The 24,221-nt window shown below is 69.1% G+C and carries 30 protein-coding genes, 1 other RNA gene and 1 pseudogene; 13 read left to right on the top strand and 19 right to left on the bottom strand.

The genetic code is table 11. The annotated features are described in order from the left end of the window. Positions 1-96 precede the first annotated feature (96 nt). Complete coding sequence (locus ABZ794_RS25900) at positions 97-864, bottom strand: hypothetical protein (RefSeq protein WP_210783537.1); 768 nt, start codon at positions 862-864, stop codon at positions 97-99. Between the two features lie 34 nt (positions 865-898). Then, positions 899-1,474, bottom strand: a complete 576-nt coding sequence (locus ABZ794_RS25895) for a GNAT family N-acetyltransferase (RefSeq protein ID WP_210783535.1) — start codon at positions 1,472-1,474, stop codon at positions 899-901. Positions 1,475-1,539: 65 nt separating this feature from the next. Here ABZ794_RS25895 and ABZ794_RS25890 point away from each other — a divergent pair, with 65 nt between their 5' ends. Continuing rightward, on the top strand, positions 1,540-2,424 hold the full coding sequence (locus ABZ794_RS25890; RefSeq protein WP_238690569.1) for a transglutaminase domain-containing protein: 885 nt from the start codon (positions 1,540-1,542) through the stop codon (positions 2,422-2,424). Here the strand turns inward: ABZ794_RS25890 and ABZ794_RS25885 are convergent. The 3 genes from ABZ794_RS25885 to ABZ794_RS25875 form a co-directional block, all read right to left on the bottom strand. Further along, on the bottom strand, positions 2,411-3,352 hold the full coding sequence (locus ABZ794_RS25885) for a redoxin family protein (RefSeq protein ID WP_357517971.1): 942 nt from the start codon (positions 3,350-3,352) through the stop codon (positions 2,411-2,413). The two genes, ABZ794_RS25890 and ABZ794_RS25885, sit on opposite strands and share 14 nt — an antisense overlap. Beyond that, positions 3,353-4,579 (bottom strand): epoxide hydrolase family protein, encoded by a 1,227-nt coding sequence (locus ABZ794_RS25880; protein WP_357517969.1) that lies wholly within the window; start codon positions 4,577-4,579, stop codon positions 3,353-3,355. It lies immediately after the preceding gene. Positions 4,580-4,734: 155 nt separating this feature from the next. After that, positions 4,735-5,571: an SDR family oxidoreductase gene (locus ABZ794_RS25875; protein ID WP_210783526.1), complete on the bottom strand. Its 837-nt coding sequence runs from the start codon at positions 5,569-5,571 to the stop codon at positions 4,735-4,737. Between the two features lie 119 nt (positions 5,572-5,690). Here ABZ794_RS25875 and ABZ794_RS25870 point away from each other — a divergent pair, with 119 nt between their 5' ends. Together ABZ794_RS25870 and ABZ794_RS25865 are read left to right on the top strand one after the other, a co-directional pair. Beyond that, a complete protein-coding gene (locus ABZ794_RS25870) occupies positions 5,691-6,293 on the top strand; it encodes a TetR/AcrR family transcriptional regulator (RefSeq protein WP_238690566.1) in 603 nt (200 codons plus the stop codon). A 55-nt stretch (positions 6,294-6,348) separates the two neighbouring features. Continuing rightward, positions 6,349-7,278: an expansin EXLX1 family cellulose-binding protein gene (locus ABZ794_RS25865; RefSeq protein ID WP_238690565.1), complete on the top strand. Its 930-nt coding sequence runs from the start codon at positions 6,349-6,351 to the stop codon at positions 7,276-7,278. 66 nt (positions 7,279-7,344) lie between these two features. On the opposite strand, the gene ABZ794_RS25860 is transcribed toward ABZ794_RS25865, so the two are convergent. From ABZ794_RS25860 to ABZ794_RS25850, 3 genes are read right to left on the bottom strand one after another with little or no spacing between them, the layout of a single operon-like run. Beyond that, complete coding sequence (locus ABZ794_RS25860) at positions 7,345-8,541, bottom strand: sigma-70 family RNA polymerase sigma factor (protein ID WP_357517966.1); 1,197 nt, start codon at positions 8,539-8,541, stop codon at positions 7,345-7,347. Next, on the bottom strand, positions 8,538-8,879 hold the full coding sequence (locus ABZ794_RS25855) for a YciI family protein (protein WP_210783520.1): 342 nt from the start codon (positions 8,877-8,879) through the stop codon (positions 8,538-8,540). Before ABZ794_RS25855 ends, ABZ794_RS25860 begins: the two co-directional genes overlap by 4 nt. A 17-nt stretch (positions 8,880-8,896) precedes the next feature. Next, positions 8,897-9,241 carry a hypothetical protein gene (locus tag ABZ794_RS25850; protein ID WP_357518002.1) on the bottom strand — a complete coding sequence of 115 codons (345 nt, stop codon included), beginning with the start codon at positions 9,239-9,241 and terminating at the stop codon, positions 8,897-8,899. A gap of 587 nt (positions 9,242-9,828) precedes the next feature. Here ABZ794_RS25850 and ABZ794_RS25845 point away from each other — a divergent pair. From ABZ794_RS25845 to ABZ794_RS25835, 3 genes are all read left to right on the top strand, one after another. Further along, a complete protein-coding gene (locus ABZ794_RS25845; protein ID WP_357517964.1) occupies positions 9,829-10,212 on the top strand; it encodes a hypothetical protein in 384 nt (127 codons plus the stop codon). Positions 10,213-10,458: 246 nt separating this feature from the next. After that, on the top strand, positions 10,459-10,803 hold the full coding sequence (locus ABZ794_RS25840) for a TIM-barrel domain-containing protein (protein WP_357517963.1): 345 nt from the start codon (positions 10,459-10,461) through the stop codon (positions 10,801-10,803). Continuing rightward, positions 10,800-10,952 carry a hypothetical protein gene (locus ABZ794_RS25835; RefSeq protein WP_357517961.1) on the top strand — a complete coding sequence of 51 codons (153 nt, stop codon included), beginning with the start codon at positions 10,800-10,802 and terminating at the stop codon, positions 10,950-10,952. Before ABZ794_RS25840 ends, ABZ794_RS25835 begins: the two co-directional genes overlap by 4 nt. 93 nt (positions 10,953-11,045) lie before the next feature. On the opposite strand, the gene ABZ794_RS25830 is transcribed toward ABZ794_RS25835, so the two are convergent. After that, positions 11,046-11,300 carry a hypothetical protein gene (locus tag ABZ794_RS25830; protein WP_210783516.1) on the bottom strand — a complete coding sequence of 85 codons (255 nt, stop codon included), beginning with the start codon at positions 11,298-11,300 and terminating at the stop codon, positions 11,046-11,048. After that, positions 11,297-11,563 (bottom strand): hypothetical protein, encoded by a 267-nt coding sequence (locus ABZ794_RS25825; RefSeq protein WP_210783564.1) that lies wholly within the window; start codon positions 11,561-11,563, stop codon positions 11,297-11,299. The genes ABZ794_RS25830 and ABZ794_RS25825 overlap by 4 nt, the downstream gene beginning before the upstream one ends. A 265-nt stretch (positions 11,564-11,828) precedes the next feature. Here ABZ794_RS25825 and ABZ794_RS25820 point away from each other — a divergent pair, with 265 nt between their 5' ends. From ABZ794_RS25820 to ABZ794_RS25810, 3 genes are all read left to right on the top strand, one after another. After that, positions 11,829-12,635, top strand: a complete 807-nt coding sequence (locus ABZ794_RS25820) for a helix-turn-helix transcriptional regulator (protein WP_210783514.1) — start codon at positions 11,829-11,831, stop codon at positions 12,633-12,635. Continuing rightward, entirely contained in the window at positions 12,622-12,813 is a 192-nt protein-coding gene (locus ABZ794_RS25815) for a DUF397 domain-containing protein (RefSeq protein ID WP_210783512.1), read from the top strand. Before ABZ794_RS25820 ends, ABZ794_RS25815 begins: the two co-directional genes overlap by 14 nt. Positions 12,814-12,930: 117 nt before the next feature. Continuing rightward, entirely contained in the window at positions 12,931-13,122 is a 192-nt protein-coding gene (locus ABZ794_RS25810; protein WP_210783510.1) for a DUF397 domain-containing protein, read from the top strand. A 91-nt stretch (positions 13,123-13,213) separates the two neighbouring features. Here the strand turns inward: ABZ794_RS25810 and ABZ794_RS25805 are convergent, their stop codons facing one another. Beyond that, positions 13,214-13,756: a hypothetical protein gene (locus ABZ794_RS25805; protein WP_357517958.1), complete on the bottom strand. Its 543-nt coding sequence runs from the start codon at positions 13,754-13,756 to the stop codon at positions 13,214-13,216. Between the two features lie 630 nt (positions 13,757-14,386). On the opposite strand from ABZ794_RS25805, the gene ABZ794_RS25800 reads away from it, so the two are divergent. Both ABZ794_RS25800 and ABZ794_RS25795 read left to right on the top strand, forming a co-directional pair. Beyond that, positions 14,387-14,605 carry a hypothetical protein gene (locus tag ABZ794_RS25800; protein ID WP_210783506.1) on the top strand — a complete coding sequence of 73 codons (219 nt, stop codon included), beginning with the start codon at positions 14,387-14,389 and terminating at the stop codon, positions 14,603-14,605. A 103-nt stretch (positions 14,606-14,708) separates the two neighbouring features. Further along, a pseudogene (locus ABZ794_RS25795) lies at positions 14,709-15,093 on the top strand (hypothetical protein). 272 nt (positions 15,094-15,365) lie between these two features. Here the strand turns inward: ABZ794_RS25795 and rnpB are convergent. Then, positions 15,366-15,780, bottom strand: an RNA gene (rnpB, locus tag ABZ794_RS25790) — RNase P RNA component class A. Positions 15,781-15,907: 127 nt separating this feature from the next. On the opposite strand from rnpB, the gene ABZ794_RS25785 reads away from it, so the two are divergent. Continuing rightward, positions 15,908-16,669 (top strand): sulfite exporter TauE/SafE family protein, encoded by a 762-nt coding sequence (locus tag ABZ794_RS25785; protein WP_210783504.1) that lies wholly within the window; start codon positions 15,908-15,910, stop codon positions 16,667-16,669. Between the two features lie 16 nt (positions 16,670-16,685). Here the strand turns inward: ABZ794_RS25785 and ABZ794_RS25780 are convergent, their stop codons facing one another. After that, complete coding sequence (locus tag ABZ794_RS25780) at positions 16,686-17,909, bottom strand: MFS transporter (protein ID WP_357517955.1); 1,224 nt, start codon at positions 17,907-17,909, stop codon at positions 16,686-16,688. Between the two features lie 54 nt (positions 17,910-17,963). Between ABZ794_RS25780 and ABZ794_RS25775 the strand changes: the two genes are divergently transcribed. After that, a complete protein-coding gene (locus ABZ794_RS25775) occupies positions 17,964-18,425 on the top strand; it encodes a MarR family transcriptional regulator (RefSeq protein WP_210783502.1) in 462 nt (153 codons plus the stop codon). A 289-nt stretch (positions 18,426-18,714) separates the two neighbouring features. On the opposite strand, the gene mctP is transcribed toward ABZ794_RS25775, so the two are convergent. The 6 genes from mctP to ABZ794_RS25745 form a co-directional block, all read right to left on the bottom strand. After that, positions 18,715-20,364 carry a monocarboxylate uptake permease MctP gene (mctP, locus tag ABZ794_RS25770; protein ID WP_210783500.1) on the bottom strand — a complete coding sequence of 550 codons (1,650 nt, stop codon included), beginning with the start codon at positions 20,362-20,364 and terminating at the stop codon, positions 18,715-18,717. Then, the gene (locus ABZ794_RS25765; RefSeq protein WP_091409411.1) at positions 20,364-20,606 is read right to left on the bottom strand and encodes a DUF3311 domain-containing protein; all 243 of its coding nucleotides are present in this window, start codon (positions 20,604-20,606) and stop codon (positions 20,364-20,366) included. Before ABZ794_RS25765 ends, mctP begins: the two co-directional genes overlap by 1 nt. Positions 20,607-20,769: 163 nt before the next feature. Continuing rightward, on the bottom strand, positions 20,770-21,951 hold the full coding sequence (locus ABZ794_RS25760) for a bifunctional RNase H/acid phosphatase (RefSeq protein ID WP_210783498.1): 1,182 nt from the start codon (positions 21,949-21,951) through the stop codon (positions 20,770-20,772). A gap of 3 nt (positions 21,952-21,954) precedes the next feature. Then, positions 21,955-22,692 (bottom strand): C4-type zinc ribbon domain-containing protein, encoded by a 738-nt coding sequence (locus tag ABZ794_RS25755; RefSeq protein ID WP_210783496.1) that lies wholly within the window; start codon positions 22,690-22,692, stop codon positions 21,955-21,957. Continuing rightward, entirely contained in the window at positions 22,682-23,554 is an 873-nt protein-coding gene (locus ABZ794_RS25750) for a Nif3-like dinuclear metal center hexameric protein (protein WP_238690552.1), read from the bottom strand. The genes ABZ794_RS25755 and ABZ794_RS25750 overlap by 11 nt, the downstream gene beginning before the upstream one ends. Before the next feature lie 82 nt (positions 23,555-23,636). Then, positions 23,637-24,209 (bottom strand): flavoprotein, encoded by a 573-nt coding sequence (locus ABZ794_RS25745; RefSeq protein ID WP_357517952.1) that lies wholly within the window; start codon positions 24,207-24,209, stop codon positions 23,637-23,639. Positions 24,210-24,221: the final 12 nt, after the last annotated feature.

Raw genomic sequence — 24,221 nt, 5'->3', positions numbered from 1 at the left:
CAGATCTTGGACAGTTTCCGTTATCAGTTAACGGAAACTGTCCAAGATTGGGCCGTAGGCCGAGGATGTGAGCCCGCCGGTGACCATCCGAATCCGTCAGGAACAGTCAAAGCGGTAGTCGAACGGCCTGGTGGGGCACGCGGTGCAGACGAACAGGTAGATCCCGCCGACGTCGCCCAGCATGAGCCCGGTGGGGTTCTGGATCGTCGACCACGGATGATCGTCGGTGGTGGCCGTCTCCCAACCGGACATCGCCGGACGATCCTCTACCGGAATCCACCGCTTTTCGTCACCGCGGCTGAACTCCCAGCTGGCGACCGTCAGCAGATGGTCCATCAGCGAGCCGCACCCGCAGACCGGCCAGTCCGGAGACTGGGTCCAGCCGGGGTAACCGCCGACCTTGATCCCCGAGGCGACCGCCAGATCGGCTTCGTACTTCCAACCGGTCTCCTGCGCCACCCGCTTCATCGTGTCCTCGATCTGCGGCCAGACGGCACGCGGGAGGTCCCAGGATGGGTACTCGGTAACCCGCTCCGGGTCGAGCACACAGCGGCGGGGGACGTGCGATGGATCTGACTCCACATCCGGTACGGGCATTTCTTGAAGCCGGGCGCCGATGTCGGCGCGGCGACGCCACCGCAGTTCGGGGCGAGGTGACGTCCACGGTTCATGCTCGAATGGGCACCACAACACCTGTAGGACGTCCGCGCCGGCCGGGAACGGCACCTCGGGCACGTCCTCGGCCAGCAACTGCATCACCGGCACCAGCGGCGCCGCCGGTTCACCCGGAGAATCGAGGTAGTGGTCGCCGGGCTCCGGCCCGTCGCACATCGGCCAGGCTTCGTCTGCCGGCCACAGCAGCACGCCGCCGATCGTAGGAGGCGCGCAATCAGCGTGTTCAGCGCGGCGGCTGCTGCATGATCCAGGTGGGCAAGGGCTCCGGCAGGAAGCCCGCCACCTCCCAGCCGGCCCTGCGGTACAGCTCGACGTTGCCCGGGTTGCTGGTCTCCAGGATCGCCGGCAGGCCCTCGGCGGCGGCACGGGCCAGGCCGGCCCGCATGACGGCACGTCCCCAACCGCGTCCGGCGTTGTCGGGGTGGGTGCCCAGGACGCCGAGGTACCAGAACGGGAACGTCGGCAGTGCGGCGTGCACGGCGTCGTCGTAGCCCTGGACGCGGGCCATCACGTCGGCGGGGTAGTGGGCGGCGAGCCCACCCTTCGGTGACCCGGTCGACGACCCGGCCGGTGGCTCCCAGATGGCGACCGACGCACCCCCACCGAGCGTCCAGATCGACGACTGGTGCACCCGGTTGTCGAAAAGGTGCCCGAAGTAGGCTGCGGCGTACCGCGGATAGGTTTCCTCGTCGGGAAAGAGGCACCGCAGGATCGGATCCTTGACGAACGCGGCGACCAGCGTTTGAACCACCGCATCGCGGTCCGCCGGGGTGGCGATGGTGATCTCGGGCGCTGTCACAGCAGTCGACACTATCCGGAAAAGCGCCTTGACCCTGACACGGTGGCGGACCGGAGACTTGCCCCATGGACCTCGATGACTACCGGAGCCACTCCCCCTACAGTGACCCCGGTCGACACGGCGGGCTCCTCGACGCCGTGGCGACCGACATCCCCACCGCGGCGGCGACCGCCCGCAACGTGATCGTTCACTACCGGGCCGGCGGCGTCGAGCTGCCCGACGACCGGCTGGACGAGGTGAACCGCCGCTGGATGGACCGCATCCTCGACACCGACCAGTCCCGCTTTCCCCTGCCACTGAGCGCTGAGCGCCCGGCCGTGGACCGGGTGGCCGGCTGCTGCCGGGACCACACACTGCTATCGATCGCGATCCTCCGTCAGCACGGCATTCCCAGCCGTAGCCGGGTCGGCTTCGCCTCGTACTTCACCCAGGGCTGGCACCACGATCACGTGCTGATGGAGTACTGGGACGGCGAACGCTGGGTCTGGGCCGACCCGGAGCTCGACCCGGCCGGCGACTGGCGGTTCGACGGCTACGACATCGACCCGACGGCAGGGCTGTTCGACTCGGCAGCGCGGGTGTGGTCGGCGTACCGGGCCGGGACGATTGATCCGAACGTCTACGGCGTGGCCCCCGACGTGCCGGTCCACGGCGCCTGGTTCATCTACGACTACGTCCTGCACGAACTGGCCCATCGGCAGAAGGACGAGTTGCTGCTGTGGGACAGCTTCGGCGCGATGACCGACGACCTCGCCAACGCCGACCTCACGCTCGCCGACGAGATCGCCGCCCTGCTGCTCGAAGCCGACGACGGCGACGAGGCCGCGGAGAATGCGCTCGCCGACCGGTACGCGACCGACAGCCGTCTGCGTCCCGGTGCTCAGGTACGCAGCTTCTCCCCGGTCTCCGGCACGGTGAACACTGTCGATCTGCGCGTCAGCCGAAGGTGAAGGCGTACGCCTCGGCGCCGGGCTCGCCGAACGTGATCTCCAGGGCCCGCTCCCGGACCGCGCCGTCCTGGCGGACGAGCTGGTAGAGCCGGCCGTCCTGGAGTACGCCGTTGCCGTCCTCGTCGACGTCAACGCCGTGTGCCGGGCCGGGGGCCGCGCCGTCGAGCAGCACGCGGAACGGGATCGACGCTCCCGCCCCGGGGGCCAGCACGAGATGCGCGTCGCGGGCGTGGAACCGGAAGGCGATGCCACCGCCGGCCCGGTCCAGCACGACGTTCTCCGACCCGATCGTCCACTCCCCCGCCAACGCCCACTGGTTGAGGTCGAGGCTCTCCGGCACCTGGTAGGCGCGGCGTTCGTCGAGCGCCGGACCGTTCGGCGACGCGAAGTGTTCGCCGCGACTGAAACCGAGGTACGTCTCGGGTGTGCGCAGGTTGTCCCAGTCGGCCTCCGCCTCCGGGCCGAGCCCCTTGACGGGTACGGGTTCCCGCTCGATGCCGAGCAGTTGCTGGAGCACCCGCTCGGACTGCTCGTAGCGTCCCTCGCCGAAGTGCTCGTCGCGGATGACACCGTTTCTGTCGACGAAGTAGAGCGCCGGCCAGTAGTGGTTGTCGAACGCACTCCAGATCGCGTAGTCGTTGTCGACCGCCACCGGGTAGTCGATCGAACGGGCCGCCACCGCCCGCCGCACCCGGTCGACGTCGTGCTCGAATCCGAACTCCGGGGTGTGCACACCGACGACGACCAGCCCGTCATCGCGGTAGGCCTGCGACCAGGCACGTACGTACGGCTCCTGGCGCAGCCAGTTGATGCAGGTCAGCGTCCAGAAGTTGACCAGGACGACGCGCCCGCCCAGGTCGGCGAGGCCGAGTGGCTCGGAGTTGAGCCACTCGGCCGCCCCGTTCAGCGGGGGCAGGTGCACGGCCATCTAGCGCAGTGACCGGAAGGCGGTGCGAAGCTCTTCGGAGAAGATCTTCGGCTGTTCCCAGGCCGCGAAGTGCCCGCCCACGTCGAGCTTGTTGTAGTAGATGAGGTTGGAGTACGCCTGCTCGGCCCAGCTCTGCGGCGCCTCGTACAGCTCGTCGGGGAAGACGCTCACGGCGACCGGGACGTTCACGCCCTTGGCGGCGAAGAACGACAGCTTGTTCTCCGCGTACAGACGGGCCGCTGAGATCACGGTGTTCGTCAACCAGTAGAGCGAGATGTTGTCCAGGATGTCGTCGCGGGTGAGGCCCGCTTTGGCCCCGTCGAACACCTGCGCGATCAGGGCCAGACTCTTCGCGTCGTGGTCGAGCAGGAAGGACGCCAGACCGACCGGAGAATCCGCCAGCCCGGTCAGCGTCTGCGGACGTGTCGCCATCATGAGGGCGTAGGCGACGTGTTTCCAGACGTAGTTGGCTTCCTCGGCGGCACGCATTTCGTCGTCGGAGAGCCCGGATGGCAGCGAGCCCAGGGCGTTGTTCGCGCCGGTGATGTCGCCCTGAAAAAGCAGGTCGATCTCCGGTGGGATCGCACCGGGCATGTTGGTGTGGATGCCGAGCAGTTCCGGAGGTGCCTGGAGGCCCATCTGGTCGACGATCACCGCACCCCAGTCGCCGCCCTGCGCGACGAACCGGTTGTAGCCGAGCCGTTTCATCAGCTCCGTCCAGGCGGTCGCGATCTTCTGCGGGTTCCACCCCGACTCGGTCGGCTTGCCGGAGAAGCCGTGGCCGGGCAGCGACGGGATGACCAGGTGGAAGGCGTCCGACGCGCTGCCGCCGTGCGCCGTCGGGTCGGTGAGCGGCTCGATGATCTTCATCTGCTCGATGATCGACCCAGGCCACCCGTGGGTGACGATGAGCGGCAGCGCGTCCTCGTGCTTCGAACGCACGTGGATGAAGTGGATGTCCACCCCGTCGATGGCGGTCATGAACTGCGGTACGGCGTTCAGCCGCGCCTCGACCTTGCGCCAGTCGTACTCTTTCTCCCAATAGCGGGCGACGGCCTGAATGGTGGCGAGTGGCACGCCCTGCGACTGGTCGTTCACCGTTTCCTTGTCCGGCCAGCGGGTGGCCTTGATGCGCCTCTTCAGGTCGTCAAGGTCGGCCTGGGGAATGTCGATCGAGAACGGCCGAATCTCCGTGGTGCCCGGACGAGTCTTGGTTTTGACAGCCATGCGTGTTTCCTCTCCGTCTAGGTTTGCGCCTCGCGAAAAGAAATCATGGGTGAAAGGCTCTGCCCGGACTTATGTGCCAACGATGGGCACGCCGCCGCCATATCTCGGAGCCTAGAACGCCGCACCGGTTGCTCGTGGCGATACGAGCAGCACTCTCATCCGTCAGCTCCGGGGGCCGCGACGGCGTGTTCGGCGGCGCGGCTGACCTGCTCCCAGCCCGCCCAGGTGTCCATCCGTCGGCGGGCGATGTCGAACGCCAGGTCGTACACCATGCTGCCGAGCAGGAGCCGCAGCGGCGGCTCGTCGCTGTCGACCAGTTGCAGCAGCGCGTCGGCGGCCAGCCGCGGTTCGCTGTCGATCGACCCTTCCGCCCACTGGCGCTCCAACTCGGCGCGCAGTGGCGCGTAGGCGTCCATCGGGGTGGTGGCTCGCACGCTGGTGTAGAGGTCGGTCCAGTATCCGCCCGGCTGCACGATGCTGAGCTTGATGTCGAAGGCCGCCGCCTCCATCGCCAACGCCTCGCTCATGCCCTCCAGGGCGAACTTGCTCGCGCTGTAGAGGCCGGTGCTCGGGAAGCCGCCGAGCGCGGCGATGCTGGAGACCTGCACGATGTGGCCGGACCGTTGGGCGCGCAGGTGCGGCAGCACTGCCTGACTGACCCAGAGCGCGCCGAAGAGGTTGACCTCGAACTGGGCGCGTGCCTCGGCCTCGGTGAACTCTTCGATCATGCCCATGGACAGGGTTCCGGCGTTGTTGACCACGATGTCGAGCCGGCCGAAGTGCTCGACGGCGGTGTTCACGGCGGCGATGACCGCCGCGCGGTCGGTCACGTCGAGGGGCAGGGTCAGCAGCCGGTCGGCGTACTTCTCGTCGAAGTCGCCCTGGGCGATGGTCCGGGCGGCGGCGACCACCCGGTCACCCCGGTCGAGCGCGGCGTCAGCGAAGGCGCGGCCCAGGCCGCGGCTGGCACCGGTGATGAACCAGGTACGCATGTGTTCTCCCAGCGCTTCAAGACGAGACGGTCCGTCTCGTGATGTGCCGAGACTAGAACCGCGACGTTGCCTACGTCAAGACGAGACGGTTCGTCTCGTACGCTGGTATCGTTCTGCTCATGACGCCCAACACGGCCCGGCGGAGAGAGACCTCCCGACGCGCCATCCTCACCGCGGCCTTCGACCTGCTCCAGGAGACGGGGTACGCGAAGCTCAGCATCGAGGGCATCGCCGCGCGGGCCGGCGTCGGCAAACAGACCATCTACCGCTGGTGGCCGTCGAAGGGCGCTGTCATCTTCGACGCCTTCCTCATGCTCAGCGAGACCACCGAGGGTGGGCCGCCGACGCTGCCGGACACCGGCGACCTGGCGGCGGACCTGACAGTGGTGCTGCGCGCCACGGTCGAGGAGATGAACGACCCCCGGTACGAGCAACCGATGCGGGCGCTGGCCACCGAGATCGCGCTCGACCCCGAGCTGGCCGCGGCGTACGCCGAACGGTTGGACGGGCCGTTGAAGGAGGCCAAACGGCAGCGCCTGCGCAGCGCCCAGCAGGCCGGGCAGATCGCCGACGACGTCGACCTCGGCGTGGCGGTGGACATGATCTGGGGGCCGGTGCTCAACCGCTGGCTGCAACGCAGCGGGCCGCTCACCGCCGAGTACGCCGACCTCGTCGTCGCCACCGCCCTCAACGGACTGCGCCCCCGCCGATCCGGCGAGTGACGATCGGTGGGACGGCTTTGCGCTGCCCCAGCGCGGTGCGGCAACATCAGGTGCCGTGACGGCACCAGGCACGGCCCCCGACAACGACATCCCGGCCGGCGACGACGGCACGCCCCGGTCGAGTCGGCGGGTCAGACACTGGTTGGCCGGCGCCGGCGTCACCGCCCTGGCCGCCGTGCTGGGCATCACCCTCGCCGTCCGCGGCGGCGCCACCCCGGCCTGCGCCGCGCCGCCGACGGGCAACGCCGTCCACAAGGGAACTGCCAGCTTCTACGACGCGGGCCGCTCGGGCGGCAACTGCTCCTTCCCGGGCCCGCCGGCGGACCGGCTCTACGTGGCCCTCGGCGCGTCCCAGTACTCCGGATCGGCGGCCTGCGGCAGTTACCTGGAGGTGACCGGTCCGAAGGGCAAGGTTCGGGTCATGGTGATGGACCAGTGCGGCGGCTGCGGACCCAGCAAGATTGATCTCTCCACCGAGGCGTTCACCAAGATCGCCGACCGGTCGCAGGGCATCGCGCCCGTGACGTACCGGGCGGTGGTGAACCCGCCGCTCGACGGAGGGCTCACCTTCCGGATGAAGGGTGGCGCGTCGAAGTACTGGTTCGCGGTGCAGGTCGGCAACCACGGCAACCCGCTCCGCTCGGTCGAGGCGAAGGGGCCGGGTGGTGGCTTCCGCAAGGCCGCCCGGCAGAGCGACAACCACTGGACCATCGAGGGCGGGATCGGCCCCGGGCCGTACAGCATCAGGGTCACCGACGTGTACGGACGCCAGGCGACCGCCACCGGCATCCGCATGGTCACCAAGCAGGTGCAACGCAGCACCGCTGCCCTCGCCAGCGCCTCCCCCACGCCCAGCAGCTCGCCCTCGGCCCCGCCGAGCCCCACCATCGCGCCCGCACCGACGCCGACGGAGTCGGTCGCGCCGACGGCGACGGTCGAAGCGCTCGCGGGTGCCGCCGCTCCACTCGACCGCCCCCGCTGCTGACCGCTCGCCCTTGGCTGGCCCTGTCACGGCATCGCAATGAGCTGCGGTCGGTCAAAGTCCGCACTGTCAGGCCCAGTTGAGGCGGTGGCGCAGGAGGGACCGTTCGGCCGGGTTGGTGGCGAGGGCGAGGGCGCGTTCGTCGGCGATCCGGGCCGGGGTGGCTGCGCCGAGGTCGCGGAGCAGCTCGGCTCGGGTGGCGTGGAACAGGTGGTAGCCGTTCAGTTCACCGGCCAGGGCATCGACTTCGGCGAGCGCGACTGACGGTCCGCTGACGTAGCGCAGCGCGACTGCCCGGTGCAGCCGGGTGACCGGTGACGGTGCCAGGCGCAACAGCAGGTCGTAGAGAACGGTGATCTGAGTCCAGTCGGTCTCCTCCCACCTGGTGGCCTCGGCATGGCAGGCGACGATGGCGGCTTGCAGCTGGTACGGGCCTGGTTTCTTCTGCGTTGCCGCCTGGGCGATCAGCCGGCCGGCGGCGGCAATGGCGCGGCGGTTCCACAGAGATCGGTCCTGGTGCTGGAGCTGGACGATCTCATCGTCCCGGTCGAAGCGGGCGCTGGCGCGGGCTCGGTGCAGCCGGATGAGCGCCAGCAGGCCGGCGACCTCCGGTTCGGTGGGCATGAGCTGATGCAGCAGAGCGGCGAGGAACTCGGCGTCGTCGGCCAGGTCGCGGGATTGGGCCTGGCCGCCGCCCGTGGACAGGTACCCCTCGTTGAAGAGCAGGTAGATCACCGCAAGGACCTCGGTGAGCCGGGAGCCGAGATCGTCCGCCGACGGGATCCGGTACGGGATGGCCGCGTCGCTGATCTTCCGTTTTGCGCGGGTGATGCGCTGCCCGACGGTGCTCTCCGGGACGAGGAACGCTCGGGCGATCTGCGCGGTGGTCAGACCGCACACCACCCGCAAGGTGAGGGCGACCTGGGCGGCCCGGGGCAGAGCCGGATGGCAACAGGTGAAGATCAGCCGAAGCCGGTCGTCCGCTGGCGGCTCGACCGGCCACGCCACCGACGCCAGCTTCCGGCGGTGGCGCTGCTCGCGGCGGATCTGATCCAGACCGCGGCGACGGGCCACCGTATACATCCAGGCAGCCGGCCGGTCAGGAATCCCTTCCACCGGCCAATGAGTCAGTGCGGCCTCGACGGCGTCCTGGACGAGGTCCTCGGCGGCGCTGAAATCACCGACCAGATGCACCAGGGCCGCGGCGAGCTGGCCCGCGTGATCGCGGACCACCCGGGCCAGCTCGGCGTACGTCGGTCGGCTCATCCGGCGATGGGGCGAATCTCCACCACCGGGCAGGCTGGCCAGGACCTGGCGATCCGCAGTGCCTCGTCAAGGTCGGCCACCTCGATCTCGGCATAGCCGCTGACGATCTCCTTGCCTTCCACGAACGGACCATCGGAAACCAGCGGCTCGCCCCGGTCCAGCCGCAGAGTGGTGGCGGTGTCCGGCGGCATCAGGTGGGCATGATGAGTGATCTTGTCTTGGTGGTCGGCGAACCACTGCTGCACCCGGGCGTAGGCCCGATTCCGCTCGGGCTCATCCATCGCGGCCAGGTCAGCGGCGAACTGTGGCGTGTCGACGAACATCAACACGTACTTCATCGTTCCTCCAACGGCGGTCAACGGGACGAGGCGGGTGATGCGCCTCCACCAACCAGACGACCAGCGAGGCTCCCGATCCGACAACCAGCCGAACCTGTTTCCGGGTACGTGTCAACGACGGTGAGGGTCAGACGCCTGCGAGGGTGAGGAGCCGATCCCATCTCGGCCACCGGTAGCGTCGGTGCGGCGGCGGTCGCGCGCGCTACCGACTCGTCCGGATCGGCGAGCAGGGCGCGACGCGCGTGGGCCGGTAGGTTTGGATGCCCGGCGACTGCGTGGCGAACCTCGCTCTCGGGGTCGGTGGCCAGACGTTCGGTCAGCTCGACGGGCAGGCCCAGATCTCGGGGTGCCAGGCATCGCATCCGTGGATCCGGGTCGATGGCCAGCCGGCGCAGAGTTGATGGCGGAAAGGTGAACTCGTCGGCCGGCCGCCAGTTCGTCATCTTGTCCGGACGGAACTCACGGTCGATGCGTTCGGCTGTGGTCAGATCGACAAGGTGTGGGGCGTGTGTGGCCATGGTCGTACGTACGCCGCTGTCGTCGTCGTTGAGCAGCCGGATGACGGCGTCTGCCGGTAGCGCCCGGCTGCGGTCGGGCGGCGGCACCGGGTGCGGTAACCGCGCGTAGTAGGTCGAGCATGGGCGGCTTCGACCCACCCCTTGACAGCATTCGGTGACACGCCTCATGAATCCCCATTTCATCGCAGGCGGAGCGCTTGGGGCTCGACTCCGACGAGGCCCGCAGACGATGGAGCGGTTGCGGGTGCAGATGTGGCCGCAGCGCCTGGGCAGCCCGCCGTGTGGAAACGCTGGGAGGGCGAATCTGGGTTGCGTCAGGACCCGTAGCGCCCGAGCATCGCCGAATGGATGCTGTGGTGCAGTGGGTTCGCACGTCGTGGACCAAGCGTTCGCGCGGCGGAGCCGAGGCGGCCCGGCGTAACGCCGTACCGGTGTCGTTCGCCCTGCCGGCACGGGCGGCGCCGCTCACCCACGAGATAGACATGGCGGAGGCCGACGGGTTCGAGCCACGCGAGCGCCTGATACACCCGCCGTACCGGAGCGAGGTGCGTCTCCGGTTGCTGGACGGCCAACTCCGGGTTGAACTGCTCGCGTCGGCCTGGGGTAGGCCGCGCCGTCACCGCCGGCCGCCCGCGGTGCGACTCGCCCACGGCGAATGGCTGCGCTGGCAGATCAACTACCGCTTCATCAGGACGACTGATGGCGACTGGCTGTACCGCTTGGACACGCTCAACCTGGCACACGGCGACGTTCCGGCCAACACCTTCCTCGGCGAACCGCCTCGATTCATCGACGAGCGCGCGCTTCTCTGGTAGCTGCCACAGCCGCGCCTCGGCCTCGGGACCCGCCGTACCATCCGACGATGATCTCGAAGACCTTCGATGCGCGCGGCGGGCTCACCTATGTTGACCGCCTCGACGTCACCCCAGGCGACACGCTCAGGGTTGTCCGCCGAATGGCCAGGCCGGGCCGCCCGCACTGAGGGCCGAGGCCAACCCTGTCGACCGCGAGCCAGCAGGACAGATCGAGACCAGCCACCGCAGTCAGCCATACGGTGCCGTGTGCTCGATTGCGGCCTCCAGGAGCCGGGCAGCGAACCGGGCAGCACCAAGCTGCCCGACGACCTCTACGCCCGGTGGGTGCAGTTCGGCACGTTCCAGCCGATCGACCGGCTGCACTCCAACCACAGCGACCGGCTGCCCTGGCAGTACGGCCCGGCGGCGAACGCGTTGGCCAAGAAGTTCCTGAACCTGCGGCCGTACACCTACGCCGCCGCCAAGGAGGCCACCCGCACGGGTACGCCCATCGTCCGCTCCATGTACCTGGCCTACCCGAATGAGCAGGCCGCGTACGCCACCGCGGTTCCCAGTACCTCTACGGCCCGGACTACCTGGTGGCACCCGTGACGACGCCAGGCAACACCGCCACGACGTCGGTGTGGTTCCCGCCGGGCAACAGCTGGACCGACATCTTCACCGGGAAGACGTACCGGGGCGGCACCACGCAGAACATCACCACCACGCTGGACACCATGCCGGTGTTCAAGAAGCACTAGGTCCTATTTGCATGGGGTCCGGACATCGGCCGGGTGGGGCAACCCAGCCGGCCGGTTCGTTGCTTGGCTGGCTCGCTGGCTGGCTGGCTGGGCTCAGCGTCGGTGGGGCCGGCGGGCCAGGGACAACCACCCGAGGAATCTGGCGTGCATCGCGGGCAGGTCCGCGCGCAGCCCCAGGCCATACACGTCGTCGATCGCCTCCTGCATCGACGCGGCCAGGTAGAACGCCAGCGCGATCGAATGACCGTAGAACTCGGTCACGAGGGCGAGCTGCGCCGGGCTGCACGGCCAGGGCGCGGCGCAGTTGCGGCACAGCCAGGCTGGACGCATCGGCAGGTGCGGAGTCATCTGACCCGCACCGGACGTCGCGGACGCTTGGTTGGCCTGGCCGGTTTGGCAGGCAGGGCTTGCAGCCGCACGCCCGCGCGCATCACGAACAACTCGCGCCGCGCCACAGCGTCGTCGGCCGCGTTCAGCTGGTAGCCCTCAATCCAGACCCACCCGGCGTACGTGTGCCGCTCGGGCAGCTCGCGAATGACGCGTACGAAGATCGGGCGCAGGAACTGCACGCTCGCCGCGGTGGTCAGGAGGATCACGTCACCGGCCTCCATCTTCTCGGGTTTGTCGTCGGGCACGGTCTCCCCCTTGGTGCTGTTGGGAAGGGGCCGCTCCCGTGAGTGCTCGCCCGTCGGGAGCGGCCCCGCTACGAACGCGACCGCCGGATCTCGTGGGCCTGCCAGCCGCGCCGCCTGGTGACACTCTGCTGTGGAGACCACTACGCTCGGAAGGCGTTCCAGGTGTCCGGGCCGGAGCTGGCAGACAGGCTCTAGACGTGTGGCACCTCGGGTAGTCGATCTCCGATTTGAGGAGAGTTGTATGGCTGACGTGCCAAGTCCCCTCGCGGACTTCATCGTGAGCGAGATACGCCGCGCTCGTGGAGCGTCCGGGATGACGCAAGAGTCGCTCGGCCGGGCAGCGGGCTTCAGCGCTTCGCACGTCAGCGCCGTCGAGAGCGGCACCCGGGCGCTGACGATGGACTTCATCCGGGGAGCAGACCGCGCCTTCAACAACGACGGGTTGTTCGGACGTCTGGTGGTGAAACTCGGCGCACCGTCGTGGTTCCTGCCGTGGCTGGACGCCGAGCGTGGCGCACGACAGCTTCGACTCTTCGAGCCACTACTGATCCCGGGCCTGCTCCAGACCGAGAACTACGCCCGCGTCGTGATGCGCCTGAACGACCTCATGTCCGCCACGGAGGTCGACCAACAGGTAAGCGCTCGCATGAGCCGACACAAGATCCTCACCGGTGACAGCCCGCCGCAGGTGGTGGCCGTGCTGGATGAGTCCACGCTCCGCCGCGCGGGCGACGAACACGCCGGCATCATGGCGGAGCAGGTCGCCCACCTCATCACCGTCGCCGAACTGCCCCACGTGCACGTCCACGTGATCCCGGCGGGCGCCGGCCTCCACATCGGGTTGTCCGGGCCGTTCGCGCTGGCGCGGGCTGGTGACGGGACCTGGGTCGGGCACCTCGAAAATCAGCTGGGCGGGATCGTGGTCGACAACGAAGATGGGCTCCATACTCTTCAGACGAGGTGGGAGAACGTGAGGAACGAAGCACTCCCGCGCCGACAGTCCAACGAGCTGATGAAGGAAGTGCACAGCCATCATGGACCTCACTAACGCCATCTGGCGCACGTCCCGACGCAGCGGATCGTCCGGGGGCAACTGCGTCGAGGTCGCTGACAACCTTCCGGGCATCGTCGGCGTCCGGGACAGCAAGGACCCCGCCGGCCCGGCCCTGACCTTCGGTCCGGCTGCGTGGCAAGCGTTCGTCACTCAGGTCATCGGGCGGCCCTAACCAACGGCCAGTCGCGCGAAGGGCTTTGCGCTGGACCAAAGCAACCGACCACGTCCCAGATCACCGCGCTACCGCGCCGGCAATCCATCGACCTGCTGAAGGAAGTTGAGAGCCATCATGGACCTCAGGAACGCCCTGTGGCGCACGTCCACCCGCAGCGGCGCGAGCGGCGGGAACTGCGTCGAGGTGGCAAGCGACCTGCCCGGTGTTGTGGCCGTGCGAGATTCCAAGGACGTCACCGGGCCAGCGTTAATCTTCGGCCCGGCAGCCTGGACCGCATTCGTCGCCCAGGTCGCCGGGCGGCCCTAACCGCCTCGACGCGCTTCGCCTCACCCGGCGCTTCGGGGACTTCACAAACCGGGCGGGTTCCCAACATGCGACTGGGGCCCACTACTGCTGATCAGCATGCGTTCTGTCCGAGACTCGCGAACTCATCGACAGATACGCTTCTCTGCACCTCACCGTTGTCCACGATGTCGGTGATCAGGACCGATCCGGGCTGCATGTCTTCCAGTTCAGCAAGTCGGAAGGTCACCGAATGCGAGGTAAAGCTGTTGTCGCTGGCGACCCCGAACAGCCGGAAGGCCACGTGCCGACCAGGGGTCGGGTCAGGTGGGAAGCCCTCCAGACGCACCGTTGTCGGCGAGGTCGCCGCACGCGGTACGGCGTACCTTCGTCCCGGCCAGTAGGGCCAGCCCGTCGAAGTCGCCACCGTGGACGGGGATGGCGAGATCGAAGCCCGTTGGGCAAAGAACGTAACAACGTCTGGCGGCCGGTCCGCACACCAGGACAAGACCGCAACGGGCTGCCTATCGGCGTCCACGCCCACGCCGGTGATGCCCTTGATCGTAGGCGTGCAAGCGCTCAACCCGGTCAACGCGAGAACGCCAGCAACCAGCAAGGGACCGATCCGCCGTGCCCTCAGCAGCATTTGAACGGCCATGCCCCGACGGTCGCAGCGCCGCGTCAACTTGCGATCCCGACCGTGTCACACACTGATGACAATTAGTGATCCCTGCGCCGCAGCACTATTAGTATTCGCCGTGGCATCGGTCGCTTCGGCTCGTTGATCACGAGTGGGCGCGTAGCGGCTTGGCTGTCGACCGAGACCCGAGTGGCTCTCACTGCGGAGGTCCGGGTTGCGACCGGGACCGCATCGTCCCGGCCGCAACGACGGATCAGGTGTTAATGGCGCACATCATGGTGGCGACGGTGTTACCGCACGCGGCGCGTTCTCCGGCGACGACAGAGTCCGGCAGCGACACCCGGCGGTCCCGGTCGTTCTTGGGTAGCCCGAAGACGAGCCGCTAGCGGACAAGCTTGACCTGACGTGAGACGTGCACCCATCCCACGTCAAGGTCGACGTCGTTGACACTGCGCCCCAGGCTCTCGCCCTGGCGCAGCCCGCAGCCGGCACCAGGTCGACCATCGCGCGGTACCGGCTGGGCGAGGCCACCGCGATTGAAACTCCACCGCTGGCACTAGGCGACCCTGATGCTCCCCACTAAATGCACGTCAGCGCGTAGTGCATTTATGTCGACCGACACCAAGGAAAGGGGATTGGCTAGATTTAGTGAACGACGCGGTGACGGACATTTATCGCCTAGTGGCGCAGAAATTGACACTTGCGCTCGAACCGCCCGCGGCTTTACCTTCTAGTGGTCGCGAGTGGCGGCGAGTCCCAAGAATGGAGAGTTCCATGCTTTCGGTTAATGTTTCGCTCAAAGTCCCCATCGTCGTCGTAGTCTGCATCCTGCTGCTGTTCATCAGCTTGGTGCCGGCAGTGCAGTGAGCCGCCAGAGCACCTGATCGAGACCTTTGAGGTTGGTAAAAATGCGTCATGGACGCGGACGCACGGTAACGGAAATGTGGATGATCATTCATGTTCTGCCGTCATGGACGACACGACGGTGGAAGCATTAGGCAAGCTCAGCAAAGCTCCAGAGACGATTCACCAGGCACGCGGCGCCTGTATTCGGCTCACCCAGCTCGTCGGCGGCGCGGATCCAGCCTTATCGAGTGGTGAAGCTGCTTCGCGAAGCTGGACGCGGTGAGATGGCGGACCGAGTCGAGCGCGAACTGTTGGGGCGCAACGTGCTACCTGGCCGGTGGACGTTTCGGATCGTGGAGGAGTTCCACGATGGCTACTACACCGGGTTCCTGGAGATCGAGCGGGACGCGCGGGAGAAGCTGGTCGACGGTCGACGACACATCTACGAGGCGGAGATGAAAGAGCGTCGGCGCACCCATGGGATGCCGGGGCATGAAGCTACGCCATAGGAGTAATTGGCAGTCTGTTCGGGAGCATCGAGGCCAGGGCTTCAGCTCTGGCCTCGATAATCTTCATCCGGCCTTCGTACTCGACGGGTTCGCGGTGGGCGGCTTCGCCGGTGACCTGAGCGGGCCACTTGCGGTAGGCCAGGCCGTGTTGACGGGTGAAGCAGCCGTCGCTGATCGCGCTCGCGGCCAGATGGAGGCTGGCGTCGTCGGAGGCAGGGAGCGCCGTCCAGCCGTGCTCAGAGCCTTGATCACGGCTCTGAGCTGGTGGGCGACGGACGAGTCGACCTGTACGCCGGATTCTGTGCGCGACGCGTACCCCGAGGGGTTGCGCCGGCGGCGGCCATCCATCTCGGCCTGCCGTTGCCGGCAGGCTCCAGCGGCCTACCCGCAGACATCGGGCGGGCAGCCCTCAAGCGTCTGCGCCGGGTCGTCATCTTGCGGTGACGGCCCTTGCTTGGCCTTGCTCCGGGTGGGGTTTACCGAGCCACCCCGGTCACCCGGGGTGCTGGTGGGCTCTTACCCCACCGTTTCACCCTTACCGTCCCCGTTGGGGTCGGCGGTCTGTTTTCTGTGGCACTTTCCCGCGGGTCGCCCCGGGTTGCCGTTAACAACCACCCTGCCCTGTGGAGTCCGGACGTTCCTCGGCGGCGGGCCTAAGCCCGCCGACGCGGCCGCCCGGTCGACTCGTCCGTCGCGCTCTCATCCTAACGACGAGCGTGCTGCCGGTATTGCCGCCCCGCCTGGGCAAGAGCGCGCTGCTCAAGGACGATCCGGCGAATGCGTGCCGTAGGGCGACGGCTAGCCTCGTGGGGCTATGGATCTCTCCCACGCCGCGCTGCTGCTCGCCGCCGGTCTCGCCGCCGGCACTGTCAACGCGGTGGCCGGTGGCGGTTCGCTGATCACCTTTCCGGCGATGATCGCGATCGGGTTGCCCCCGGTTCCGGCGAACGTCAGCAACTCCGTCGCCGTCTTCCCCGGGTACCTGGCCAGCGTGGCGGGCAGCCGGCAGGACCTGCCGCGCCCCCGCGCGCTGGCCACGCTGGTGCCCACCACCATCGTGGGCACGATCCTCGGGGCGTTGCTGTTGCTGGCCACTCCGGCCCGCGCGTTCGAGCTGGTCGTACCGTTTCTGGTCCTCGGCGCGACAGCGGTTCTGGCCTTCCAGGACCCGCTGCGCCGGCTGGTCGGTCACCCCCGGGACCTGTCGCCACGGCGGCGGACGATCGCGGTGCAGACGATGGTCGCGCTCGGTGCGGTGTACGGCGGTTACTTCGGTGCGGCGCTCGGGGTGATGCTGGTGGCCGGGCTGGCCCTGGTGCTGGACGCGACCCTGGCCCGGGTGAGTGCGATCAAGAATCTGCTCTCCGCAGTGGTGGGGTTGACGACGCTCGTGGTGTTCGCCCTGTTCGGCCCCTTGAACTGGGCGGCGGTCGCGGTGGTCGCGCCCGCCACCCTGATTGGGGGGTACGCGGGCGCCCGGCTCGTCCGCCGGCTGCCGCCGGTGGTGCTCAAGACGGTGATCGTGGTGTTCGGTACGACGATCGGCCTCTACCTGCTCTGGCGCGCCCTGAACTGAACCGCTCGCCCGGCGGTCAGTAGGTCTCGCCGACGGGCTCGTGTTCGGTGTCGGCGGCGGCGCGGTTCCAGCGGGACCAGAGGACCCGTTCGCCATAGCCGGCGGCCATCACGTGCGCGAAGGCCAGGTAGACCAGCACTCCGACGGCGAGCACCCCGAAGCCGACCCAGAACGGCAGCGACAGCGACTGCTCGGCGAGCTTGCCGGAGATGATCGGTGCCGGCGCGGCGGCGCCCCAGCGGACCAGGTTGAACGCGCCGGTGGCGACGCGCCGGTCGCTGGAGCCGAGGCCGAGCGCCAGGTCGGTGAGGTTGGCGTTGGCCAGCCCCATGCAGAGTCCGGCGAGCACCAGCACCACGAGCGCCTCGGCGGTGCTGGTGGAGGTGGCGAAGAGGACCATGCAGACCAGCAGCCCGGCGATGGCCACGCCGACGGTCTGCACCGCGCCGATGCGGTGGGCCAGCCGGTGGCCGATCACCATGATGCCGGCGGCCAGGCCGAGCCCCCAGCCGGTGAACGCGAGCCCCAGCGGGATGACGTCCAGGCCGAGGAAGAGCGGCGTGTAGCCGAGCACCACGAAGAACACGAAGTTGTACGCGGCCGTCACCACGCAGAGGGCGATGAACGCCGGCCGGCGGTAGGTGGCGAAGATCTGACCGACGCGTACCGGGGCCTGCCGGTTGGTGGGTTCGCGGAGTTTGCGGGACGCCACGCCGAGGGCGAGGACCATGAAGACGCCGCAGACGAAGAACGGCAGCCGCCAGCTGACCTCGCCGAGCAGGCCACCGATCAGCGGTCCGACGGCGAAGCCGAGACCGAGTGCGGTCTCGAAGAGTCCCACCACCCATTCCCGGTCGACGGCCAGGTTGACCAGCACCACCATGGCGGTGGCGAAGAACATCGCGTTGCCCAGTCCCCAGACGCCGCGCAGCACTGACAGCTGCACGATGTTGTCGCTGAACGAGGCGAGGATCGCGGCGAGGCCGACCACTGAGACGCCGGTGATGAGCACCGGCTTGAAGCCGAACCGGCCGCTGGCCAGCGTCGCCGGGATCATGCCGAGGGCCATGACCGCGATGTACGCGGTGAACAGCAGCTCGACCTGCCAGGCGGTGACCCCGATCGCCTCGCCGATGGCGGGCAGGATCGGGTCGACGACGGCGATGCCGGCGATGGCGAGGAAGGCCACCAGCGTGGTGGCGTAGATGGCACTGCGGTTCGGTTCGGAACGCCGATCCACTCCGACTCCTCAGATAGCTGTATCGTACAGTTACTTATCCTGTATCGTACAGCTATGAGCGACGACCACGACGAGAGCACCCTCGGCCGGATCGAGACCGAGGTGGCCCTGCTGATGCGCTTCGGCGAGGCCACCCGGCGGGCCACCGGCACCGCCGAGCACCGGGTGCTGGACCGCGCGGCGTACGTCATCCTGCGCCACCTGGCCGACGCCGGCCCGCAGAACGTCTCGGCGCTCGCCGCCCGACTCAACCTGGACGGCTCGACAGTCACCCGGCAGGTGTCGGCGCTTCAGCGCGACGGCCTGATCACCCGCACCCCGGACCCGTCCGACGGCCGCGGCACCGTCATCTCCCCCACCCCGGCCGGTCTGCAACGGATGGCAGCCGTCCAGGCCGCCCGCACCCGCCTCTACGGCGACATGCTGGCCGACTGGACCCCCGAGGACCGCTCCACCCTGGCGGCCCTGCTAGGCCGCCTGAACCAGGCCCTGATCAACCGCAACCGCCCCCGCTGATCCGCTGATCCACCCCCACCCCGCCGAGCCCCAGCCCAGCCCTCCTGTCCAGCCTCGCCCTGCCCCGCCCTGCCCCGCCCTGCCCCGTCGATCTTGCACTTATGGTGGGGGACAAACGGTCTGAATCACCACCTGCCGGGCACCATAACTGCAAGATCGACGCGGAAGACGCCGGGCGCGAGGACACGGGGCGCGAGGACAGGGGCGCGGGGGACAGTGCACGGGGGACAGCGCACGGGGCAGGTGCGCCCGGGCACCGACCCACGTCGGCGCCCGGGCGTACCTCAGGTCAGGCGACCGGTTCGCGGGCCGAGTCGGCGTCGCTGTCGGTGCCCGGGGTGACCCGGGGGTCGCCCTCGTCGGCGAAGTAGTCGTCCGGCTCGGTGCCGTCGACTCCTTCCTCGACCTTCGCGGCCCGCAGCGCGAGCGTCACCAGCGCCGCCACGGCCAGGTTGACAGCCACCGCCACGATGCCGACGTAGATCGTCCGGGTGGTGTCGAACCCGAACTCCGACAGCGGGAACGCCGAGCCGCCGAAGTGCTTCCGGGTCGGGCTGGCCACCTGGTAGAGCATCCACATGCCCAAGCCCATGCCGGCGACCCAGCCGACGATCAGGCCGGCGCGGTGGAACCAGCGGGTGTAGAGGCCCAGCGCCACCGCCGGCAGCGTCTGCAGGATGATCACGCCACCGATCAGTTGGAGGTCGATGGAGAACTGCGGGTCGAGGAAGACGATGCAGGCCACCGCGCCGACCTTCACCACCAGTGAGGTGATCTTCGAGACGTTCGCCTCCTGGGCCGGGGAGGCGTCCCGCTTCAGGTACTCCTTGTAGATGTTGCGGGTGAACAGGTTCGCCGCCGCGATCGACATGATCGCCGCGGGCACCAGCGCGCCGATGCCGATCGCCGCGTACGCGACACCGGCGAACCAGTCCGGGAACTGCTGGTCGAACAGCAGCGGGACGATGGTGTTGTTGTCCACCGAGCCGGCCGAGTTGCCGGGCAGCGGCTTCACACCGGCCGCGATGGCCATGTAGCCGAGCAGCGCGATCAGCCCGAGCAGCAGGCTGTACGCGGGCAGCGCCGACATGTTCCGCTTGATCACGTCGCGGTTCCTGCTGGCCAGCACACCGGTGATGCTGTGCGGGTAGAGGAAGAGCGCCAACGCCGAGCCGAGCGCCAGCGTCACGTACTGAAGCTGGTTGTTGCCGTTGAGCAGGATGCCGTCGTTCGGGTTGGGCGAGGCGTCGAACTTCGCGTCCGCGGCGGCGAAGATGTCACCCCAGCCGCCCAGCTTGTACGGCAGGTAGATGACCGCCACCAGGATGACGATGTAGATCAGGCTGTCCTTGACGAACGCGATCAGGGCGGGCGCGCGCAACCCCGACTGGTACGTGTAGGCGGCCAGGATGGCGAACGCGATGATGATCGGCAGGTGCCGGGCCAGCGCGTTGTCGCCGGTGACGCCCATCGTCTTGAGCACCGCCTCGATGCCGATCAGCTGCAACGCGATGTACGGCATGGTGGCGACGATGCCGGTGATGGCGATCAGCAGCGCCAGCACCGGCGAGTCGAACCGGTTGCGGACGAAGTCGGCAGGCGTGACGAACCCGTGCCGGTGCGACACCGACCAGAGCCGCACCAGCACCAGGAAGACCAGCGGGTAGATGACGATGGTGTACGGCACGGCGAAGAACCCGGCCGCGCCGGCACCGAACATCAACGCCGGCACCGCCACGAAGGTGTACGCGGTGTAGAGGTCACCGCCGACCAGGAACCAGGTGATCCAGCCGCCGAAGCTGCGCCCGCCCAGCCCCCACTCGTCCAGGTGCGCCATGTCCTTCGGTGCCCGCCACCGGGCGGCCACGAAGCCCATCACGCTGACCAGGAGGAACAACAGGGAGAAGACGATGATCTCGGTGAGATGGTCGCGCCACATCAGCGGCCTCCCCGCTTCTTCGTCATCTGGTAGACCAACGTGGTGGTGCCGACGCCGAGCAGGATGAAGGCCAGTTGCAGCCAGTAGAAGCGCGGGAAGCCGAAGACCCGGGGCGAGTCGCCATTGAAGAACGCCGGGATCAGCGGCACCACGATGGGGATGAAGAGCAACCAGTTCCAGGGGCTGTGGTCCTTCGCCCTGGTCGGCGCCGTGGGCGGCGCCTCCGGTTCGGGTGCAGCCATCTGACACACCTCCGGGGAGTCGTGGCTTCCGATGTAACGGCCGGAGGCTACGACTCTGTGACGGCGGTCACCTGACCCGTTCGGAAGGTGCTGCGCCGAACGGCCGGTCGGCTGCGCCGAACGGCGCGGCCGACCGGCCGTTACGAACGAAGGGTGTGGCGGCTCAGTCGAGGGTGGCGAGGTGGGCGGTGTCGTTGACGGTGCGCACTGCCACGCCGCCGTCGGGCCACATGTCGAGCACCGAGATGCCGGCCGCGTCAAGGAAGAGCCGGTGCAGGAAACCGTCGCCGGCCGCGAGGGCGTCGCGCAGCATCAGCTTGATCGGCGAGACGTGCGAGACGACCACCACGGTCTCACCGGGGTACGCGGTGAGCAGCCCCGAGATGACGCGGTGCGCGCGTTCGGCGACCTGGGTGAACGACTCCCCGTCCGGCGGCGCGATCCGGGGTGAGGCGAGCCAGGCGTCCATCTCCCCCGGCCACTGCTGGCGTACCTCGGCGAAGGTGCGCCCCTCCCACTGGCCGAAGTCGCACTCGATCAGGTCGTCCTCGGTGCGGACCGGCACGTCGCCGCCGAGCGCTTCGGCGATCGACGCCGCGGTGGCCGTACACCGGGACAGCGGTGAGCTGAGCACGGCCGCGACGGACGGGGCCAGCTCGGCCACCCGGGTGCCGGTGGCGCGGGCCTGGGCCCGGCCACGCTCGGAGAGCGGAACGTCGCCGCGCCCGGAGTAGCGCCGCTGCTCGGTGTAGGCGGTCTCGCCGTGCCGGACCAGGATCAGTCGGGTGGCGGTGAAGGTCGGCCGTGGCTCCCAGGAGGCCGGCGCGGTCGCCGGGTCGCTGCCGACGATCGGGACGGCGGGCGGCGTCGAGGGCTGGCCGGCGGCCGCAGTCGTGGCAGGACGGGCCGGGGCCGCGGTCGCCGACGGACGACCCGCTGCGGCGTCCATGGCGGCGTTGGCGAGGGCGTCGGCGTGCCGGTTCTGCTCGCGCGGAATCCAGCTGAACCGGACCGCTGTGAACCGGCCCACCAGCGCGGCGGCCTGGGCGGCGAGGGGCCGCAGACCGGGGTGCTTGATCTGCCACCGGCCGCACATCTGCTCGACCACCAGCTTGGAGTCCATCCGGACGTCCACCTCGGCGGCGCCCAACTCGGCGGCGGCGGTCAACCCGGCGATCAGGCCCTGGTACTCGGCGACGTTGTTGGTGGCGGTGCCGAGCGACTCGGAGCGCTCGGCGAGCACCTCGCCGGTCTCCGGGTCGCGGACCACCGCGCCGTAGCCGGCGGGGCCGGGGTTGCCCCGGGACCCACCGTCGGCCTCCATGGAGACCACGCGCGGCGCCACGACCTACAGGCCCGACTCGTTGGTGCGGACCATGATCCGTCGGCAGTCCTCGCAGCGGACCACGTCGTCGGGGGCGGCCTTGCGGATCCGGGCCAGGTCGGCGCCGGACAGGTCCAGGCGGCACCCGCCGCAGCGGCCCCCGGTGAGCAGCGCGGCACCCAACCCGGTGTCCTCGCGGATCTTGTCGTACAGGTTGACCAGCTCGCTGGGGAGGTCGGCGGCGAGCGGCTGACGGGCGCCCCGCTTGAACTCCTCCTCCTTGGCGATCTCGGCCAGCGCTTCGTCGCGGCGCTGCTCGGTAGCGGCCCGCTTGTCGCGGGTCTCGGCCAGCCGCTGCTCGACGCCGTCCAGTACGCCCTGCGCGGTCTCCCGCTGCTCCATCAGCTCCAGCTCGGCGTCCTCCAGGTCGCCCTGGCGGCGCTTGAGGGAGACCAGCTCGTGCTGGAGCGCCTCCAGCTCGCGGGCCGGGCCGGTGCCGGCGGCCAGCCGGTTCTCGTCCTTCTCCTTGCGGGCCCGGACCTGCTCGACGTCCTTCTCCAACCGGGCGATGTCCCGGTCCAGGTCGTCGACCGCCACCTGGGCGCGGACCCGCTCGTCCTCCATCGACGACAGTTCCCGGGCCAGCGACTCCAGCTCGGCCCGCTCGGCGAGCGTTCGCCTGCGGTGGGCGAGCTGGGCGAGGTTGGTGTCGATCGCCTGGAGGTCGAGCAGGCGGCGCTGCACCTTGGGGTCAGCCTTCACGGTCGGGCTCCTTGTCGTCCACAGCGGGTGCGGCGGCGTGCACGGTCCACGGGTCGGTGTCCAGGTCGGACACCAGCGTCTCGACGTCCAGCGCCTCCCGGAGGAAGGCGGCCAGGTCGTCCAGCCACGGTCGTTCGGTCGCCCAGTGGGCGGCGTCGATCAGGGCGGGACCATCGGCGGCGAGGTGCTCGCCGGCCGGGTGGTGCCGCAGGTCGGCGGTGAGGAACGCGTCCACCCCGGCGGCGGTCGCGGCGCCGAGGAAGCTGTCCCCCGACCCGCCGCTGACGGCGAGGGTACGAACCATACGCCCGGGATCCCCCGCCGCGCGAACTCCCCAGGACGTGACGGGGAGCACCGCTGCCGCGTGCCGGGTCAGCTCGGCGAGGGTCATCGGCTGGGGCAGTTCGCCGATCCGGCCGAAGCCCCGGTCGTCGCCGTGGGCGGGCGAGCCGGGCGCGGGTCGTTGAAGTGGGCGCAGACCGGTGAGCCCGAAGCGGGCGGCGAGGGCGTCGGAGACGCCCGGCGAGGCCACGTCGGCGTTGGTGTGCGCCGCGTAGAGCGCCACCCCGGCCCGGATCAACTGGTGGATGATCCGCCCCTTGAAGGTCGTCGCGGCGACCGACGACACCCCGCGCAGCAGCAGCGGGTGATGCGCGACGATCATGTCCGCGTCGGCGGCGAGGGCTTCGTCGACAGTTTCGGGCACCACGTCGACCACGCAGAGCACCCGGCGGACCGGGGTGGCCGGTTCACCGAGCACCAGGCCCACCCGGTCCCACTCCTCCGCCCAGACCGGCGGAAAGCGCCGTTCCAGCGCGGCCACCACGTCGCTGACTGTGGGGGCGGATCCGCTTGTGCTCACGGCGGGCCAGCTTACCGGCGTCGGGGCCACCGGGCGGTGACACCCGGCCCGGCCGCGTCGGGTGGAAGATCTGCCGGACGCGTTAGGCGGCGCTCCAGGAGACGGTCTGCAATGCGGCCAGCGGCATCGCCCAGGGGAAGGCGTGCAGGTGCTGTTCCCCCGTTCCGGGCGGATGCAGAGCGATCACATCGTCGCCGAAGAGGACAGTGACACCCCACTCGGCCAACCGGGCCACCCCGGCACGAAACGCCGGGTGGCAGGCCATCGCCGCGTTGGTGTACGGCACCGCCACGATGGGGACGCCCTTGCCCTGCGCCTCGACCAACAGCCCGAGCGCCAGCGTGTCGGTGATCCCGGCCGCCCACTTGTTGACAGTGTTGACTGTGGCCGGGCAGACGATCATGGCGTCGGCGGGCGGCAGCACGTCCGGGTCACCGGGGTTCTTGTAGTGCGTCCGCACCGGATGGCCGGTCTGCCGAATCAGGGCCGACTGGTCGACGAACTTCGCGCCGTCCGGCGTGGTGACCACGCAGACGTCCCAACCGTCCTGTTGGGCGAGGTCGACCAGCCGACCGACGTGCCGGGCCAGCGGCGAACCGCAGGCGATGACGTAGAGCACCTCGCGGTGCCCGCTGTTGCGCGCTGCACCGGCCATCAGACCGGCTCC

The organism is Micromonospora sp. NPDC047187, from assembly GCF_040643355.1.
Classification (GTDB): domain Bacteria; phylum Actinomycetota; class Actinomycetes; order Mycobacteriales; family Micromonosporaceae; genus Micromonospora; species Micromonospora salmantinae.
This window is presented reverse-complemented; position numbering and strand designations above follow the sequence as displayed.